This is a genomic window from Paenibacillus ferrarius (assembly GCF_002027705.1).
GTDB classification, from domain to species: Bacteria; Bacillota; Bacilli; order Paenibacillales; family NBRC-103111; genus Paenibacillus_E; species Paenibacillus_E ferrarius.
This window is the reverse complement of record NZ_MBTG01000011.1, coordinates 75,026-91,870: the sequence shown is the minus strand read 5'-3', so window position 1 is coordinate 91,870 and position 16,845 is coordinate 75,026. Positions and strand designations below refer to the sequence as shown.

The 16,845-nt window shown below is 46.8% G+C and carries 12 protein-coding genes; all 12 read right to left on the bottom strand.

Going from position 1 to position 16,845, the window contains the following annotated elements:
* Nucleotides 1–42: 42 nt before the first annotated feature.
* The 12 genes from BC351_RS12820 to BC351_RS12765 all read right to left on the bottom strand — a co-directional run bounded on the left by BC351_RS12820 (nt 43) and on the right by BC351_RS12765 (nt 16,841).
* The gene (locus tag BC351_RS12820) at nt 43–867 is read right to left on the bottom strand and encodes a carbohydrate ABC transporter permease (protein ID WP_079412537.1); all 825 of its coding nucleotides are present in this window, start codon (nt 865–867) and stop codon (nt 43–45) included.
* Nucleotides 864–1,742: a carbohydrate ABC transporter permease gene (locus tag BC351_RS12815; protein ID WP_079412535.1), complete on the bottom strand. Its 879-nt coding sequence runs from the start codon at nt 1,740–1,742 to the stop codon at nt 864–866. Before BC351_RS12815 ends, BC351_RS12820 begins: the two co-directional genes overlap by 4 nt.
* A 111-nt stretch (nt 1,743–1,853) precedes the next feature.
* Nucleotides 1,854–3,161, bottom strand: coding sequence for an ABC transporter substrate-binding protein (locus BC351_RS12810; protein ID WP_079412533.1), 1,308 nt, complete (start codon nt 3,159–3,161; stop codon nt 1,854–1,856).
* Nucleotides 3,162–3,348: 187 nt separating this feature from the next.
* Nucleotides 3,349–5,121: a sensor histidine kinase gene (locus BC351_RS12805; RefSeq protein WP_079412531.1), complete on the bottom strand. Its 1,773-nt coding sequence runs from the start codon at nt 5,119–5,121 to the stop codon at nt 3,349–3,351.
* Between the two features lie 20 nt (nt 5,122–5,141).
* Entirely contained in the window at nt 5,142–6,686 is a 1,545-nt protein-coding gene (locus BC351_RS12800; protein WP_079412529.1) for a response regulator transcription factor, read from the bottom strand.
* Nucleotides 6,687–7,001: 315 nt separating this feature from the next.
* Nucleotides 7,002–7,232 (bottom strand): hypothetical protein, encoded by a 231-nt coding sequence (locus BC351_RS12795; protein ID WP_079412527.1) that lies wholly within the window; start codon nt 7,230–7,232, stop codon nt 7,002–7,004.
* Between the two features lie 400 nt (nt 7,233–7,632).
* On the bottom strand, nt 7,633–8,457 hold the full coding sequence (locus BC351_RS12790) for a carbohydrate ABC transporter permease (protein ID WP_079412525.1): 825 nt from the start codon (nt 8,455–8,457) through the stop codon (nt 7,633–7,635).
* Nucleotides 8,454–9,338 (bottom strand): carbohydrate ABC transporter permease, encoded by an 885-nt coding sequence (locus BC351_RS12785; protein ID WP_079412523.1) that lies wholly within the window; start codon nt 9,336–9,338, stop codon nt 8,454–8,456. Before BC351_RS12785 ends, BC351_RS12790 begins: the two co-directional genes overlap by 4 nt.
* 81 nt (nt 9,339–9,419) lie before the next feature.
* Nucleotides 9,420–10,712: an ABC transporter substrate-binding protein gene (locus BC351_RS12780; RefSeq protein WP_079412701.1), complete on the bottom strand. Its 1,293-nt coding sequence runs from the start codon at nt 10,710–10,712 to the stop codon at nt 9,420–9,422.
* A 149-nt stretch (nt 10,713–10,861) separates the two neighbouring features.
* Entirely contained in the window at nt 10,862–11,926 is a 1,065-nt protein-coding gene (locus tag BC351_RS12775; protein WP_079412521.1) for a response regulator transcription factor, read from the bottom strand.
* Nucleotides 11,923–13,710, bottom strand: coding sequence for a cache domain-containing sensor histidine kinase (locus BC351_RS12770; protein WP_079412519.1), 1,788 nt, complete (start codon nt 13,708–13,710; stop codon nt 11,923–11,925). Before BC351_RS12770 ends, BC351_RS12775 begins: the two co-directional genes overlap by 4 nt.
* A 107-nt stretch (nt 13,711–13,817) precedes the next feature.
* Nucleotides 13,818–16,841 carry a glycoside hydrolase family 2 TIM barrel-domain containing protein gene (locus tag BC351_RS12765; protein WP_079412518.1) on the bottom strand — a complete coding sequence of 1,008 codons (3,024 nt, stop codon included), beginning with the start codon at nt 16,839–16,841 and terminating at the stop codon, nt 13,818–13,820.
* Nucleotides 16,842–16,845 lie beyond the last annotated feature (4 nt).

The window sequence follows — 16,845 nt, the reverse complement described above, 5'->3', positions numbered from 1 at the left end:
CTCCCGAAAAATAAGACCCAAGAAGGGCCTTCGAATTATACACTATTTTACTGATCCTACCATGCCCGCAACGAATTGTTTTTGCATCAAGAAAAATACGAGTGCTGTCGGCAGTGTTGAGATGACAATCGCCGTCATGATCACCCCAAAATCCGGGGAGTAACTCGAACCCAAATTGGAAATCAACAAAGGAATCGTTCGTTTCTCCGGTGTTTGCAAGACAATAAGCGGCCACAAGTAATTGTTCCAGCTAGACATAAACGTAATGATAGCGGCAGCTGAATACGTTGTTTTCATAGTTGGCATATATACACGGAAAAACAAGCCTAATTCCGTCAGTCCATCAATACGCCCAGCTTCCAGAAGCTCCTTCGCAAACATTTTCGTGCTTTGACGGAAGAAGAAAATGAGAAACGCTGTCGTGAATGTCGGAAGGACGACCGCGTTCATCGTGTTGATCCCGATTAGTGGAACCGTACGCGAAATGCTGGAAAACATCTGGTAAAGCGGAACCATCAACGCCGCGAACGGAATCATCATGGAGACAAGCAGTAAATTAAACACGATATCTTTGGCTTTGCTCTGATAGATTTCAAAAGCATAGCCAGCCAGCGAAGCAACCAATAAAGCCAAAATGGTTGTAGTTAACGAGATCTTCAATGAATTCCAAAGTGCGGGAACGAGATTAATCGAATCTGTTAATTTATGAAAGTTGTCCATGAAATGCGATCCTGGTAACATTCGGCCCTGCGTAACGTCCACAGACAGATTCGTGGAACTAATGACCATCCACAGGAATGGGAAAATGGATATTACAGCCACAGCAGCAAGGAAGAGATAGATGATTGTACGTCTTAAAGCTATCATTTTTTATCACCTGCCAATTTGATTTGAAGGACAGATAACACAATGATCATGACTACAACCGAATAGGAAACCGTTGCCGCATAGCCAAAATCAGGTGTGTATTTAAAGGAAAGATTGTAGATGTACTGCGATATGGAGAGGGTAGCATTACCTGGGCCACCCTTCGTAATATTCATAATCTCATCGAACAATTGCAACGTACCAATCGTCGAGGTAATGGACGTGAAGAGAACAATTGGCTTAAGCATTGGAAACGTAATAAAGAAAAACTGTTTGATCGGAGAGGCTCCATCAATACGAGCTGCTTCATAAATAGAGCTATCAATGTTTTGCAATGCGGAAAGGAAAAAAATCATATTATATCCTGTCCAGCGCCATGTAATGGCAAGGATAATCGTAATTTTCGCCCAGAAAGGATCGGAAATCCATGCAATAGGCTGTCCAATCAAGTGAATCTTAATTAAAGCCATATTAATCAAACCATCGTTGCCAAACAAGTATTTGAAAACAACGGAGTAGGCAACAAGTGAAGTCACGCAAGGCAAGAAAATAGCTGTACGGAAAAAACCTTTGAACCGAAGCTTGCTGTCATTCAACAAGACGGAAATCATCATGGACAGAATGATCATGACCGGCACCTGAATAATCAAATAGATAAACGTATTCTTAACAGCAGTGATGAATGTCTTATCGCTGAAGAGCCGCTTATAGTTGCTGATCCCGTTAAAATGCAGATTAGCACCCGCACCTGTTTTAAAGGAAAGCAGCAATGCCTGAATCATAGGATAAAAGTAAAACAAACATATCATTAATACGGCAATAGCGATAAACAGCCATCCCGTAAGCTTTGCTCGGCTACGTATCGAGTAGTTCATTAGCTCCAAATCCTTCCTATTCATAGCGATTAAAAATTGAAACGCTGTCCTCTTCTTTGCATATTTCGCAATTCAGAGGTCAGCGTTCATAAGGTTAATGGGAAGAGAAACTTATTTAAGTTGGGATTCTGCTTGGGATTGTGCATCACTGAATACTTTGGCGATGTCTTTGCCCTTCAGATAGTTTTGCATCTCAACTTTGAGAATATCTTCAATCGCATACGTATGCAGACCATAGTTGACTTTTGGAATTTGAGCCGTCCATGTTGCGAAATCAGAAATCACCTTTTGACCTCCGAAGAAATCGTCGGCTTTCGTATATGCTTCACCTTGCGCAGCAGGTTTATAAGTACCAACAACCCCTACGTCTGTAACTAATTTTTGATACAAATTCACATCAGAACCAAGCGTTTTTGCAAGGAAATCAGCTGCCGTATCTTTACCATCACTGTTCAATACATACCAGGAGCTTCCCCCAAGGTTCGATGCGTTCACAGAACTAGCTGTGTTTTTCAACTTAGGAAAAGGAACAACTGCCCATTTACCGGATTGATCCGCTTGTGATTTAATGGATGGCGTAATCCAGTTACCTGTTGGAACAGAAGCGACAGCACCGCTGTTGAAACCAGCAAGGAAGGAGTTCCAATCCGAGTTAATTTTCACAATATTTGCGTTCATGATTTCTTTGTATGTCTCGAAAGCTTCTTTCAATACTGCGTTATCTTTGAGGTCCGGCGTGGTGCCATCACTTTTCAGATACCAAGCGCCAGCGGATTGAATCATCATACGAATTAAACCAAGATCATTGGGATCCTGCGTCAGCAAATCTTTACCTGTTTTTGCTTTAACAGCTTTACCGACTTCAATGAATTTCTGCCAGTCTATATTTTTCAGATCATCGACCTTATATCCTGCTTGTTCCAAATAATCTCTGCGCACATATAGTCCTGTTACACCGGAATCAAATGGCACACCGTATTGTTTGCCGTTCAAACTTGTTGGACCCAACTTGTATTCAGCGAAATCCGAAGCCTTAATGGATGCGGACATATCTGCAAATGCATCTGGATATGTTTTCAAAAAACCTTGTGCACGGTAATCTTCAATCAATACAACATTCGGCAGACCTGACTTTGAACCGGAGTTCAAACCCGTATTCATCTTTTGAATAATGTCATCTTGCGCATATTCAACAACATTGATTTTCACATCAGGATGATCCTTGGCATAGGCATCTTTCGCTAGGTTCATTGCTGCAATATTAAAGTTCTTATCCCAAGCCCAAACTGTAATTTCCTTGCTCGTGCTCTTCGCACCGCCGCTAGGAGTGGTCGTTGATGATGTGTCAGACGAATTACTTGAACATGCCGTCAAAAGCAAAAAACTTGCAAGTAAAACCGTTGAAATTGTCTTCTTCATGTGGTCCCCCTTGATGATTTGAATTTGTAAGTGCTTACTTATAGATAATATCATTTGGGCAAATCGTCTTGTTAGAACGAAATTTACTGAAATTAGCGTTTTTATTGTATCTGATATCCCTTCCTCTACCTGTCATTTGTAATATTTTTATATTTTGCATTATTTTTAGATTTTTATTCTTCTACGTTTACTGTTCTGTGCGCCATGGAAGGCATATAGATATTTTCGTCCCTTGTCCTAAGGTGCTAGTTATGGTTACCCCATACTGTTCTCCGTACAAAAGAACCAAGCGATCATTCACATTGCGAATCCCAATCCCTGTGAACAATTGCCTCGCACTTGTGGGATTCGGTATCTCATCCGCTTCGTTTGTAAGTTCCATGCCATCCCCATTGTCAACCACTTCACAAAGCAGCGTATCTTTCTCTTTCGTGATGATGACGTAAATATATCCAGTGCCTTTCTTATTAAAAGCATGAAAAAAAGCATTCTCGATGAAAGGTTGCAGCATCAACTTAGGTACTTGCGCAGGCATACAGTCCGGTGAAACAAAGTAATCCACTTTAATCCCTTGGCCATAACGAATCTGATTAATGAACACATAATGCTTTAAATTCACCAACTCTTGCACAATGGGAATCGTTTCATTGACATTGCTGATGGTATTCTGCAGGAGAGAAATGAGTGCATGAATCGTTTGCGTGGCGGACTCTTGGCTCCCTCGCTGAACGAGGATGTTAACGGAAGCCAGCGTATTATATAGAAAATGCGGGTTAATCTGCTGCTGCAGTGCGGCTAATTCTGCCTTGCGCTGCTCCTTCTGCGTATCAACAAGCTGGGAGATATAGTCGTTCAACTCGTCGAGCATAAAATTGAAGGAGCGACTAAGCTCCCTAGTCTCATAAGTGCCTGTAACCGCCATATAATTGTTAAAATTCGTTTTCGTGACCGTAGACATTTGCTTAACAAGCCTTCTTAACGAGAGCATTAACCTCCGCGTGATCACATACACAACGAGCACAGCAATAGCCACGATTCCCGCAACAATGAAGAAAATCGATTTCCTGTTGAGCATTTGACCGAGTGTCACCTTCTTATCAATGACATTCATAATGTAAAAATCGTACAAAGCCAAATCATCAGCCAATACAATGACATCCTTATCGGCCATCTTCATTTCATCCTTGACCAGACCATGCTGCCGAATCTTCTGAGCACTATCCAAAAGCTCTTTCGATGTTGTCCCGATCAACTCGGCTCGATTGCTGGAAACGATTAGACCCTGACGATCCAAGATCATCACGTCATTCCCATCACTTGTAAAACTTGCGTAAAACGATCTTAAAACGCTTTCTTTCATGATGATATAAAGAGTCCCATACCACTCTTTGCTAACGGGATCAGTCATCGTTTTGGCGGCAACTACTCCTTGATCCCCAGAACCTGGTGTTCCTTCACCCAAATAGCTATACAACAAGCGTCCCGGCTGATTCCGCGACTCCTGTGTAATCGGATTTCGCTGTAGATCCGCCGAAGTACCAGACCAGTAGGTATTGTATCTCGTGTAGTTTTTTCCATTTACACCCGAAATTATCATCCCAATGCTCTTAGCCCCAATACCCGACTGGATTCGCTTCATCTGCTCGCTCATGTCAAATGTCACTACGGAGTTGGTTTCCGAATCGACATCTCCTTCGGTCAAAAAACGCTTAATCGCACCACTTTGCGAGGTGTTAATGATAATATTTACATTAGAATAATGAATGGATTCAAGACCGCTTTTAATTTGCTCAATGATTTTGGAATTCGTGATACTGAAAGTCTTAACAAAAAGATCCTCCGACATTTGCACGGTAACCCAGGAAGTGGCCACCGTAACCGTAATTATGCTAAGAACCATAACTAGAAACAATTTACTAAACAAACTTTGATCAGAGATCCTTCTTAGCCATACCCTCATATGCTTGATTCCTTTCGTCTTTATTTTTTTCGATAATGGCTAGGTGAAGTTCCCATCAGTTTACGAAACACTTTCGTGAAGTAACTATGATCGGAATATCCAACAAGAGAGCTAATTTCTGAAATCGTAAAATGCGCGCTATCCCTTAATAATTCACAAGCATGTTCAATCCGAATACGATTCAAATACTCATTGAAACCTTCTTTATTATGAATGGTAAAATAATTGGACAGATACGAAGGGTTGAAATGAAACTGTTTGGCTACTTCAGTCAGCGTAAGCGGCTCAGCAAAATGCTCATCCAAATACATCAAAATCTTTTGTATGCCCGGAGCATTTGTTTTATTTCCTGTTACACAGTCAGTTGCCTCATTCAGAAACTTGGCTAAAAGAGCGCGCACTTCCCCAATATGTTTGGCCTCATGAATGGCACGAAAATACTCATACTTCGCTTCATCAAGCGTGCGAGCCTCAAAATGAAAATGCAGCAGCGTGACAATAATATTGAATAGGCTGTGTCCTAAAAAAGATTTAAACTCAAACATATCCGTATCAAGCCTATCAGGCATGGAGTCGACATATCGGCTGAGACGTTGAAAAGCTAAATGAAATTCTTGATGATTCAGCTCCGCGGTAAACGCCTCCGAATCAAACGTTTCGCCATTGCCGACCACTTCCACCAATTCATCAGCAAAGAACAGTTGTTGATCCGATAAAAAGAACCGGTGATCCAACACTTTGAGAATATCATGCGTATAAATTTCATGAAGTTCTTGGATTTGCGTGAAATTTTTGCTGAGTGCTGCATAGAAGGATAAGCCCGCTCTCACACCAGATTCCACCAATTGCTCAGCCAAATGGATGGCATCCATTCTGCCAGCATCCGCTGTATTCAGCAAAAAACGGATGTGGCTATCTTGATGTGAAAGACGGTGAACGACAACAGGCTGCTTAACATCCTGAACCATACCTTTTAGAAATGCCTCGATCCATTCCTCATTTCTTTTCATCGAGGATGTGCTATCTTGCATATCTACAACTAATAAAACGAAATAAGGATATGGCAAATGAGTGTTGATCTCCGCACCCTCAAGCTCCATGGCATAACCCGAAATCAGCCTGTCCAACACATAGTCGACCGACTGTCCTTTTTCATTCGTAAAGTCCATATGTCGGAAGGCTGGCATTCCCTGTACGGTCTTTTTTAAAACGGCAAGCAGCGAATTCGCATCCAATTTAGGCTTTAATAAATAATCGGCTACACCGTGCTGAAACGTAGAGCGCACATACTCAAATTCACCGTAGCTGCTGAGAACCACAATTTCAATTTCCGGATATAGTCCCTTCACAACTCTTACCAATTCTTCCCCACTCATAACCGGCATAACAATATCCGTCAGAATCATGTTAGGTTGGAATGATTTAACCATCTCAAGCGCATCCTTGCCGTTAGAAGCCTCGCCAACAATTTGGAAGCCTTCGCTTTCCCAATCGAGAAGATGTCTGATTCCTTGACGGACCAGCATCTCATCATCAACAATTAATAACTTGCAATACGTCTCCATGACTAACTCCTTTGCGGATTATACATAGGTTCCCACTTTTAGTTTGAATGATGTATCAATCTCTGTCACATTGTAAATTTATTTGTTCACTTTAACAAGAATAAATCGACTTCCCCTTCCAATCCATTGAAATTAGAAAGGCGAAAACAATTCCGAAAATAAAAAAAAGCAGATGAGGAGTTATCTCATCTACTTTTTTAGTAATTTCATTTCGTTTATTTAACTGGGTCATTTCCTCATAGCTCGTTCCGTTCTAGTTTCTAATCTCATCCTTCCTTTTTGAATACAGAAAATAAATTATTTACCGCTTTCGAATTAAATTAAGCTTTTCATGCCCCGCAGCCACTCATAGTAACCATCATCGAAAAAGAGATCAGGGATGTATGTCTGAGTATAGTTGCAATTAGGGCAAAGAAGTACCAACCCTTGTTCAAGCACCTTTGGGTATAATTTCTCGTGTTTATTGTTGTTTCCGCAAGTTAGAGGATGCACTCCTTCTGCCTGCTGGTAATCTTTAATACGTTGCTTAACATCCTCTTTGTTCATTTATATCCCCTTTATTTGTACAAGATATATATTGATAGACATTTGATTTCTTGCGTTTCAGCTCTACCATCCTTGAAAACCTTCAAATAGAATTTCCACCAATCTTTACGATATAATTATACACGAAGTACTCATCTACAACACAAAATAATCTAATCGCCCAATAAATTTCCAGCCATCATTCGCGGGGTAGCAATTTAATTTGTTTTCAGAATTCTCCCTTTCTTTTTCCTTATATATTCATTCATTTTCTTGTATATTGTTGTGTTTAAAAAAACTACAACGAATTTTGAAACAATTACAATTAAATATGAAAACGGAGCCCGCAAACCCGCGGCGCTCCGTTATTGTTGTTTCAGAATTTGTTAGAAAAAATGCATAAATATACATCTTGAAACAATTAGCCCTTCACCGCGCCTTCCGTAATTCCTTGAATGATCCAGCGCTGGAAGATCGCGAAAATAATCACGATCGGAATCGAAGACAAGATCAGCGACGCGAGAATGAGCGACCATTCGCGGCTATATTTGCCGAAGAACATGTTGATTGTCAGCACCAGTGTATATTTGTGGAAATCCGTCAGCATCAGGACAGGCAGCAGGAAGTCGTTCCACAGCCACAACAGGTTCAAGATGACAATAGTAAAGGTAATCGGCAGCAGCAGCGGCAATATGATGCTGAAAAACGTTTTGACTTCACCGCAGCCATCTATTTTTGCGGACTCGTCGAGCTCGCGCGGAATCCCCTTTACGAAGCCGTGATACAGGAACACCGCCATGCTGACGCCAAGACCGGCGCACACGATGCCGAGCCCGAACGGCGTACCTTGCAAGCCGAGGTTTTTAGCCATTTTCGTTAAAGTCACCATAATCGTTTGGAACGGAATGAGCATTGACGAAACGAACAGCATGAAGATGGCGTTGCTTAATGCGCCCCGCGTACGCGAAAGCTTGTAACCGGCCAGCGAGCTGCACAGCACGATGCCGCAAATCCCGGTCACGGTTACAACAACCGTGTTCCAGCCGCTCTCCAGCATGTTCGCTTTCTTGAACGCTTGCACGTAGTTCTCAAAATGGAATTTCGTCGGCAGGCCAAGTACGGAAGCGTACATTTCTCCCTGCGTCTTGAAGGAGTTCAAGATCGCCATATAAATCGGGAATAGGAAGAAGCAGGCCACAACGATCAGCACCACAAGGGTCGATACGGAATACAGCCGTCTGTTCACGCTTCCACCTCCCTTTTCTTCATGACGGTAACTTGAATCAATGTAATGACAAGTATGATGAGGAACAGGATAATGGCTTTCGCGCTGGCATAGCCGTAGCGGAAGTTTTGCTGATAAGCCTCTTCCAAAATGTTCATAGAAATCACCTGTGTGGCCCGTGCAGGACCACCTCCGGTCAAAGCGTAGATCAAGTCGTACACTTTAAACGAGTTGTTCAGGGTCAGGAAAATACAGATTGTCAGCGCGTGCGCGATCAGCGGCAGTGTAATGTAGCGAAGCATATGAAAAGGTGTGGCGCCGTCGATGATGGCGGCTTCTTTCAAATGCTGCGGAATGCCTTGAATCGCGGACATATAAATAATCATCAGCGTTCCGATCCCACCCCAGACGGAAACCATAAGGATCGTCCAGAAGGAAATGTTCGGATCGCCAAGCCAGGAAATATCGAGAAACTTCAGAGCCGCAAACCGGGACAACGCCGGCATAACTTTAGTAAAGACAAACGCCCACATAAAAGTACTGATAATGATACTGAGCATGCTAGGCATGAAAAAGATCGTCCGGAGCAAGCCTTTGCCACGGCTGCGCGATTCAATCATAAGCGCCAGCAAGAGCGCGACGGCATTTTGGAAAATAACGGCAAAGACCACGTACTTCGCTGTAAACAGAATTGAAGACTGGAAGTTTTTATCGTCGCTGATCGCTTCGATAAAGTTCTGCAGGCCGACAAAACTGTAGTTTTTATTCAGTCCGTCCCAATTTGTGAAACTATAGTACGAGCCCTGCAGCATAGGAATGACGAGAAACGTGACGTACAGGACAAAAGCGGGAAGCACGAACAGGATCAAAGATCTATGAGTCTTAACAAGGCGTCTTAGCACGGGGCTCACTCCTTAGGAAAATCCGTGCCGTGCCCTGATCTTGTACATTCCAAGCAAGGCACGGCAGCTGTTATCCATTCTTTATTTTTTGTTAGCTACAGCGTTAGCATTTTTCCATGTTTTATCCAGATCCTTAATCACATCGTCAGCCGTCATTTTTTTGCTAAAGTAGGCTTGAAGCGCTTTTCCCGACTCATCTTTAACAGCAGCTGGGATTTGCGGATCTTGATAGGATTGTCCTTTATTGACATAAGCGGACGCATCTTCAACCCAAGGATACGGTTTGAACGTGTGCGCTTTGGACACCGGATTGAATTTCAAGCCTTGGTACAGCGCATTGGAAGCTTGGTCGTCCAGGATGAAGTTCAGAAGGTCGGCGGAAACTTCTTTGTTTTTACCGCTCGAAGCCATCGCCAGGGAGGTTGATACGGACACGTTGATCAGCGTGGAAGCCGGATTGTCGTTCAGCGGAAGCGGAGCAACCCCGAAATCGAAGCTGCTGTTCGCTTTCAGCAAGCTGTCAGCATCCCAAGGACCTTGTACCCACATGGCCGCTTTGCCAGCTGCGAAATCCGCGGCGCCGTCGTCGTTGCCAACTTCGAATACGCGGCCGGTTCCGTTGCTGTTCACGAGGTCGATGATGCCGAACATATCTTTCAGCTCGGCGAAGCTGCCTTGATCTTTGTTCATGCGGTCAACAAACCCTTTTTGAGTGGAATTGCCTAGACCGCCGACAGCCAGAGGCAGGAACAATTGCGGAATCCAGCTCTCTTTGTAGCCCAGCATGAATGGCGTAATTTTGTTGTCGTTCAGCTTCTGCACGACAGCCTTCATTTCTGTTAATGTCGTAGGCGGTTTCAGGCCCAGATCATTAAACATTTTTTTGTTGTAGAGGTAGCCCCACGCCAAGCTTTCCAGCGGAACCGCAACGACTTTGTTGTCGATCGTCACGAGCTTGCGGATGCCGTCAATCAGCTTGCCGGAGAACGGTTGGTTCGTCATATCTTCCAGGAAGCCGGCTTTGTAGTAATCCGGCACGTCGTTCACCGCGTGAAGCGCGAATATGTCCGGCACGTCGCCTGTAGCCAAGCGCGTTTTCAAGATTTGTGTTGCATTTTCAGAACCCGGATACTCGGTATTGATCGTAACTATGATGTTCTTCTCTTTCTTTTCCTTTTCGGCGAACTGCGCGAAGTATTTATCGAATTGGTCGCGGAAACGGTCTAGACCACCCAGGAATACTTTCAATTCGACTTTCTTCGCAGGCGCGTTCGAACCGTTTTGATTCGAAGTGCTGCCAGAGTTATTGTCTTTTGTGCCTCCGCCGGAAGAGCAAGCGACGGTAGATCCCACCATTAACATGGCCATAATCATGGTAAGTGTTTTTTTCAATGTGTTTAGCCTCCCCTTGTTTTGATAGCGCTTACTATCCTTGATTATATAGAAGAAAGCGGCCCCATTCATTCAACAGAAGTAGCGTTTTGAATTGGACTTTTGTGATATCGCTTTCACCATTGTGATAATTAGCTGCCTTGTCGAAACTGGATGGGCGTCACACCTGTTATTTTTTTAAAAATCCGATAAAAATACGTAATATCCGAATAACCGACAGCTTTCGCAGCGTTCTTGATCGAGACCGACGAGTCCTGCAGCAGCTCGCACGCTTTCTCGATCCGTTTGGTGACGAGGTAATCCATCACTGTCTGGCCCACTTCCTGCTTGAACGTACGGGACAGATGCTCCCGGCTTATGAAGAACTGGCTGGCGATCGTGCCAAGACCGATAGGCTCCGCGTAGGAATGATCGATAAACTGCCGGATTTCGTCAATTTTGACTCCGACTTTATTTTTCCGCTGATAGATTAGCGCCTCCAGACTGTCGGAGAACGCATCGGACAAGCCGGTAATCCAGGCGGAGAGCGGCGTATTGTCCGATACGAAAAAGGTTGCGGCCCACGACTGGGCGTTCGGCGTCAACTCGCTGCCAAGCAGGTCCGCTTGTTCCTCCAGCAATTGCATGAATTGCTTGTACAGCGAGTTGCTGACACCCGGTTTCAATGGCTCGTGCTCCTTCAGCGCCGCTTCCAGGTGCTTGAAGCTGCTCTTGATCGCCTCCGGGTTCATTTCATGAATGTACCTGACGATCACACTTCTCGTCTCCGTAACAACCTTGAGCAGTTGCTTGTCCAGCGGTTGGGCCGCGTGGATGCCCTGTGCCGCCCGCAGCTCGCGGACTGCCTTCTCCAAAGCGCGATTCAGCTCTTCCGGCTTGATCGGCTTGAGCAAGTATTCGTCGACTTTGGACAAAATCGCTTGCTTCATATAGGAGAATTCATCGAACCCGCTGATCACTATTTTGCGGATATACGGGAACTCCTCTGTCAATTTTTGCAGCAGACGCGTTCCGTCCATGCCTCTCATTTTCATATCCGTGATGACGATTTCCGGGTGCAGCCGCTCCACCATCTCCAGCCCGCTCAGCCCGTCCTCGGCTTCCATCACCTGATCGATGCCAAACCGCTCCCAGTCCGCCAAATGCCGGATGCTGTTCCGAATCCAAAACTCGTCGTCGATAATAATAACCTTCATTGAAGTAGCTCCTCTCCCCTGCGTATAGCCGGGATAATCACTTTGACCGTCGTCCCGTCCCCTTCTACGCTTGCGACGAACAATCCGAACTCTTCCCCAAAAATAAGCCGGATTCGCGAATTCACGTTGTTAATTCCCATGCTTTCGCCCAGCAGCAGCTCATCATTCGTTTCAAGTTGCCGCTGAATATCTTCGAGACGCTCGGGTTCGATCCCAACACCGTTGTCCTCAATGCTGATCTCAATTTCATCCACCACGCGCTCGATTTTGATCAGGACACGACCTCTCTTCATCATCCCTTCCAGCCCATGAACGAAGCAATTCTCCACAATTGGCTGGAGCGTGAATTTGGTAATGCAATAGTCTTCGCAGCCCTCTTCCACATCGAGCTCAAATTCGAGCATGTCCTGAAAACGGAGCTTCTGGATATGCAGATAGTTGCTGACATGCTCCATTTCATCGAATATTGTCACCAGCTCGGACTGCATTTTGATCGTATACCGGAACAAGTCGCTGATAGCTCGAAGGTAATCGTAAATCTCCGGTACTTTCCGGTCAATGGCAACGCCGCCGATCGCTTGCAGCGAATTGTACAGAAAATGCGGATTGATTTGCGCTTGCATCGCCTTGATTTGCGCCGTGCGCGTCTCGATTTTGCTTTTGTACTCAATCTGGATCAGCTCCTTGATCCGCTGCAGCATCGAGTTGAACCGCCGCTCCAACGTCCCGATCTCATCGCTTCGAATATTATCGAGCCCGACGTTGAAATTTTGATGCTCGACCGCTTTCATCGACTTGGTCAACCGGATAATCGGCTTCGTTGTGAAGTAAGCGATCAGCACAGAGAGCAGTATAGCCGCCAGGATCGAAGCAACCGCCGTGTAAAAGCTGAAGCTCAGTGTAGTCGCGGCGCTCTCGGTCACGTAGCTCATCGGGACGAACTTGACGATCCAGATCTGACCCGAGACGGCAGGTTGGAAAAATAAAATGCCTTGCTTGAGCTGAACGTGCCCGGGTTCCGCAGAATCCCCTATCGCCTTTTTCAACGTCTCCGGGTCCATCGAGGCTTTGGCGCCATACGGATTGTACATCGTGTTGCCTTGGGCATCCACGATCAGCACCTCGCTGTTCGCTTCCGAGTGAATCATGTCCATGACGTTGTTCATCATTTTCCATCGGACTTCCAGCAAAACACCGCCCAACACTTGCAAATTCTCAAAACGGTTCATGCTGCGGGCTAAAATAAACGTGTTCGGCGGCACATTCACAACCTTATTGACGCTCTGATTGGTTTTGGCGATCTCCCCCCAGTTGCCGATGGACGTGTCCAGATTGTCCGTGAAACGTACCGCGTCTTTGTCTACCACATACAGGCGCTGTTTTTCATTCAAATACAAAGAAATCCGCACAATGTTGTTATTGTTAGCCACATACAGCGACCTTAATTTCTCCTCAATATCAAAATTCCCCATATTAGGACCCTTTATGTCGCCTTCGTTTTCGCGGCCGGATGTTGGAAAAATATTGTTGTCCAGCAGGAGCGAATAGGCAACCGAATGAAGTTGGCTGAACTTCTCATCAAAATACTGAGCAGCCCAGTTCATTCTCGATTCGTTGGAACGGATGATTTCCGAGCTTAAAGACTGCTTGGTCGTCTGCGCCGCAAAAAAAGTCACGGTCGTCAAAGGTAAAATAGCGACAATCACCATTAATATCATCAGTTTGTACCGCATGCTCATCTGAAACGGGGCCATAAACCACCGCTTCATTGTGTTCATCGTCATAGGCAGGTCCCCCTTTTTACAAAAAAGAGAGCGCCCCGGCGACAGCGCCTGCCGGGCTACAAATCCCGGTCAGATCACTTTTTCAGGGAAACGCTCTGTTCTAAAAGCTACTTGTCCGTCAAAACGGGCCGCAGCCGGATGGCAAATGCAAATTCTTTTTCTTCCAAACGATAAGCCGGCATTAGATCCGGGCCGCAGGAATTGGAGCCGGAACCGCTCATTTTGTAATCCAAATGGAGGATCGTCTCTTGGCGCTTAGTCAATTCGTGGGGGTGGCCGGCTTCTTCCAGTTGCTCCGGCGTATAGTGCGCCGCATTAAAGGAAAATTCGTGATCACAGTCGATTTGCAGACCCATGCCGAGCGCATTCGTGACCAACAGCCACTCCGTACCGTAGCGGGAGCCGTTCTCTTGCGGCATCAAATAATTTTCAAACAATTGATCGACCGACGCCGCATACTTGCCCTTGCGGACGCTTCGGCGTTTGTCGATATACGATTCGTGCGGGCCGTTGCCGAAATACTCGACCGCTTCGTAGCCTTGCGGCATCGTAAGCTGTAAGCCGTAGCGCGGCAGGAACGGATAATCCTCCCGCACCTTCACTTGGTTATGCAGGGCAATTTCCCCAGTGCCGTCGACGGTCCAAACCGCCGTTCCGTGCAAAATCGGGTATTTGTGGTAGCCGCCCAACGAATAACGGACTTCAATTTTCACAAAGGTGTTGGCCGTCTCCACGACCTTTGCTTCGTAGACATGGATTTGAGCGCGTTCGTATCCATATTCCCGCCACTGGGATTTCACGTTGCGGTCGTTGTCCATCGGCGCTCTCCAGATCGCGAACTTGGTCGGCTCGCTGATCATCTGCACGCCGTGCTTGGAGATGCGGACGAACGCGCCGCCAATGAGATCGAACACATACTCGAAGTCGAAACCTTCCAACGTCACGCTGTCATCTTCCTGAACAACGCGGATCGGATAGATTGGGAACAGCATCTCCGCTTCCAGCCTCGCAACCGGCAGTTCGAACTGCTCGAACGTCACCTCATGCCCTTTGGCCGACCAGAACGTTTCTTGCTTCTGCTCCAGCAGCAGCGTCAAGAAGTAGCGTTCGCATGCCGCTTCCGGGAAGCTGTAGCCCAGCGTAAGCGTCTGCGTCTGATGAGGACCTGCCGCAAGTTCGGTGACTTCGCCCTGCTGTACCGTCTCGCCGTCCTTTTCAACTTTCCAGAACAGGGAAAGATGTGAGAGGCCGATAAAATCGTACAGGTTCGTCAAACGAATACGGCCCTGCTTCAAATCGTCGGCTTCGATCCGCACCGGCGCAATGACCTTCTTCAATTCGAGCAAGCCCGTATGCGGCGTGCGGTCCGGGTAGACCAGGCCATCCATACAGAAGTTGCCGTCGTTCGGCTTGTCTCCGAAGTCGCCGCCGTACGCGTAGAACGGCACTCCGTCCGGCGTTTGCGTAATCACGGAATGATCGCACCATTCCCATACACAGCCGCCCATGAGCTTCGGATATTTGTAAATGACATCCCAATATTCCTGCAAATCTCCGGGGCTGTTGCCCATCGCATGGCTATATTCGCATAGGAACATCGGCTTCGCAGCGTTTTCGTCGCTGGCATAAGCTTCGATCTCCTGCGGCGACGCGTACATGCGGCTTTCCATATCCAGACAGGAAGTGTCCGGATGGCCTTTGTACACAGGCGCTGCGCTTTCGTAATGAACGGGGCGGGAAGCGTCCCGGCCTTTCGTCCACCGGGCCATCGCGATATGGTTCACATCGTATCCGGCTTCGTTGCCCATGGACCAGATCACGACGGACGGATGGTTTTTATCCCGTTCGACGAGCCGCTGCGCACGGTCTACAAAAGCCCGCTCCCACGCCGGGTTCTGGGTGAGCTGGTGAATGTCCGCTCCGTTGCCGCCGTCCCCGCCCGTGCTGAGCCCGTGGCACTCCAGATCGGCTTCGTCCACCACATAAAATCCGAAAGTATCACACAAGTCCAGGAAGCGCGGATCGTTCGGATAATGCGCCTCCCGAATCGTGTTGATGTTATGCTTTTTCATCAGCATCAAGTCCTGAATCATATGGGCGTACGGAATCGTCTGCCCCAGCTCCGGATGCGAATCGTGGCGGTTGACGCCCTTGAGTTTAATCGCCTTGCCGTTAATACGGAATACGCCGTCCGTGATGTCGATTTGGCGGAAGCCGACGGAGAAGTGAATCACTTCTTCGCCACTAGTCAAAAACAAACGGTACAAGTACGGAGCTTCCGCGTTCCACAACACCGGATCGTTGACTGCCAGCTCGATGGAGCCTTGGCCGTCTACCGTCGCGCTTCCGCTCGCCACCGGGTTGCCGGCCGCATCCCGAAGCTCAGCCTGCACCTGACATGCGCCCACCGTCTCAATTTCGCTGCGCAGCACGGCGCGGCTGAAATCGGCGGACAGCTCCTGCTTGTTGAATACGTCCTGGATATGCGCTTCATCCCGCGCCAGCAGGTACACGTCGCGGAAAATGCCGGAGTATCTCCAAGCGTCCTGATCCTCGATGTAGCTGCCGTCGCACCATTTGAGCACCAGCACGGCCATGCGGTTTTTACCAGGCTGGACAAACGATGTAATATCGAACTCGGCAGACATCCGGCTGCCTTGGCTGTAGCCGACAAATTGGCCGTTCACCCAGACGTAGAAGCAGGAGTTCACGCCTTCGAACACGACCCGCTTCGCTTTGCCGTCCCATTGCGGCGCCAAGTTGAATTCCCTGACATAAGCTCCTGCCGGATTGACATTCGGCACAAATGGCGGATCGCATGGAAACGGATAATTGATATTCGTATACTGAGGCTGGTCGTAGCCGTTCACTTGCCAGCAGGAAGGGACGAGCAAGTCATCCCATGCTCTGACATCCGCACCCTCCAGATAAAAGCCTTCCTCTACCTCTCTAACGCTCGTATGGTATCGGAATTTCCAGTTTCCGTTCAGCGTCTGGTAGAAAGGCGATTTCCCTCTCGTTTTCGCCAGAGCGGCTTCGGCATCGCGGTAAGGGATATAGTAAGCCCTAGGCGCCTGCCTGTTCACTTCCAGCACATTTAAATCTTCCCAATACTTCTCGATCTGCTTCAAGTCA

Bases quoted from the DNA above. Each gene is read 5' to 3' on its own strand.
- BC351_RS12820 (WP_079412537.1), bottom strand. From the start codon at position 867: ATGATAGCTTTAAGACGTACAATCATCTATCTCTTCCTTGCTGCTGTG.
- BC351_RS12815 (WP_079412535.1), bottom strand. From the start codon at position 1,742: ATGAACTACTCGATACGTAGCCGAGCAAAGCTTACGGGATGGCTGTTT.
- BC351_RS12810 (WP_079412533.1), bottom strand. From the start codon at position 3,161: ATGAAGAAGACAATTTCAACGGTTTTACTTGCAAGTTTTTTGCTTTTG.
- BC351_RS12805 (WP_079412531.1), bottom strand. From the start codon at position 5,121: ATGAGGGTATGGCTAAGAAGGATCTCTGATCAAAGTTTGTTTAGTAAA.
- BC351_RS12800 (WP_079412529.1), bottom strand. From the start codon at position 6,686: ATGGAGACGTATTGCAAGTTATTAATTGTTGATGATGAGATGCTGGTC.
- BC351_RS12795 (WP_079412527.1), bottom strand. From the start codon at position 7,232: ATGAACAAAGAGGATGTTAAGCAACGTATTAAAGATTACCAGCAGGCA.
- BC351_RS12780 (WP_079412701.1), bottom strand. From the start codon at position 10,712: ATGATTATGGCCATGTTAATGGTGGGATCTACCGTCGCTTGCTCTTCC.
- BC351_RS12775 (WP_079412521.1), bottom strand. From the start codon at position 11,926: ATGAAGGTTATTATTATCGACGACGAGTTTTGGATTCGGAACAGCATC.
- BC351_RS12770 (WP_079412519.1), bottom strand. From the start codon at position 13,710: ATGACGATGAACACAATGAAGCGGTGGTTTATGGCCCCGTTTCAGATG.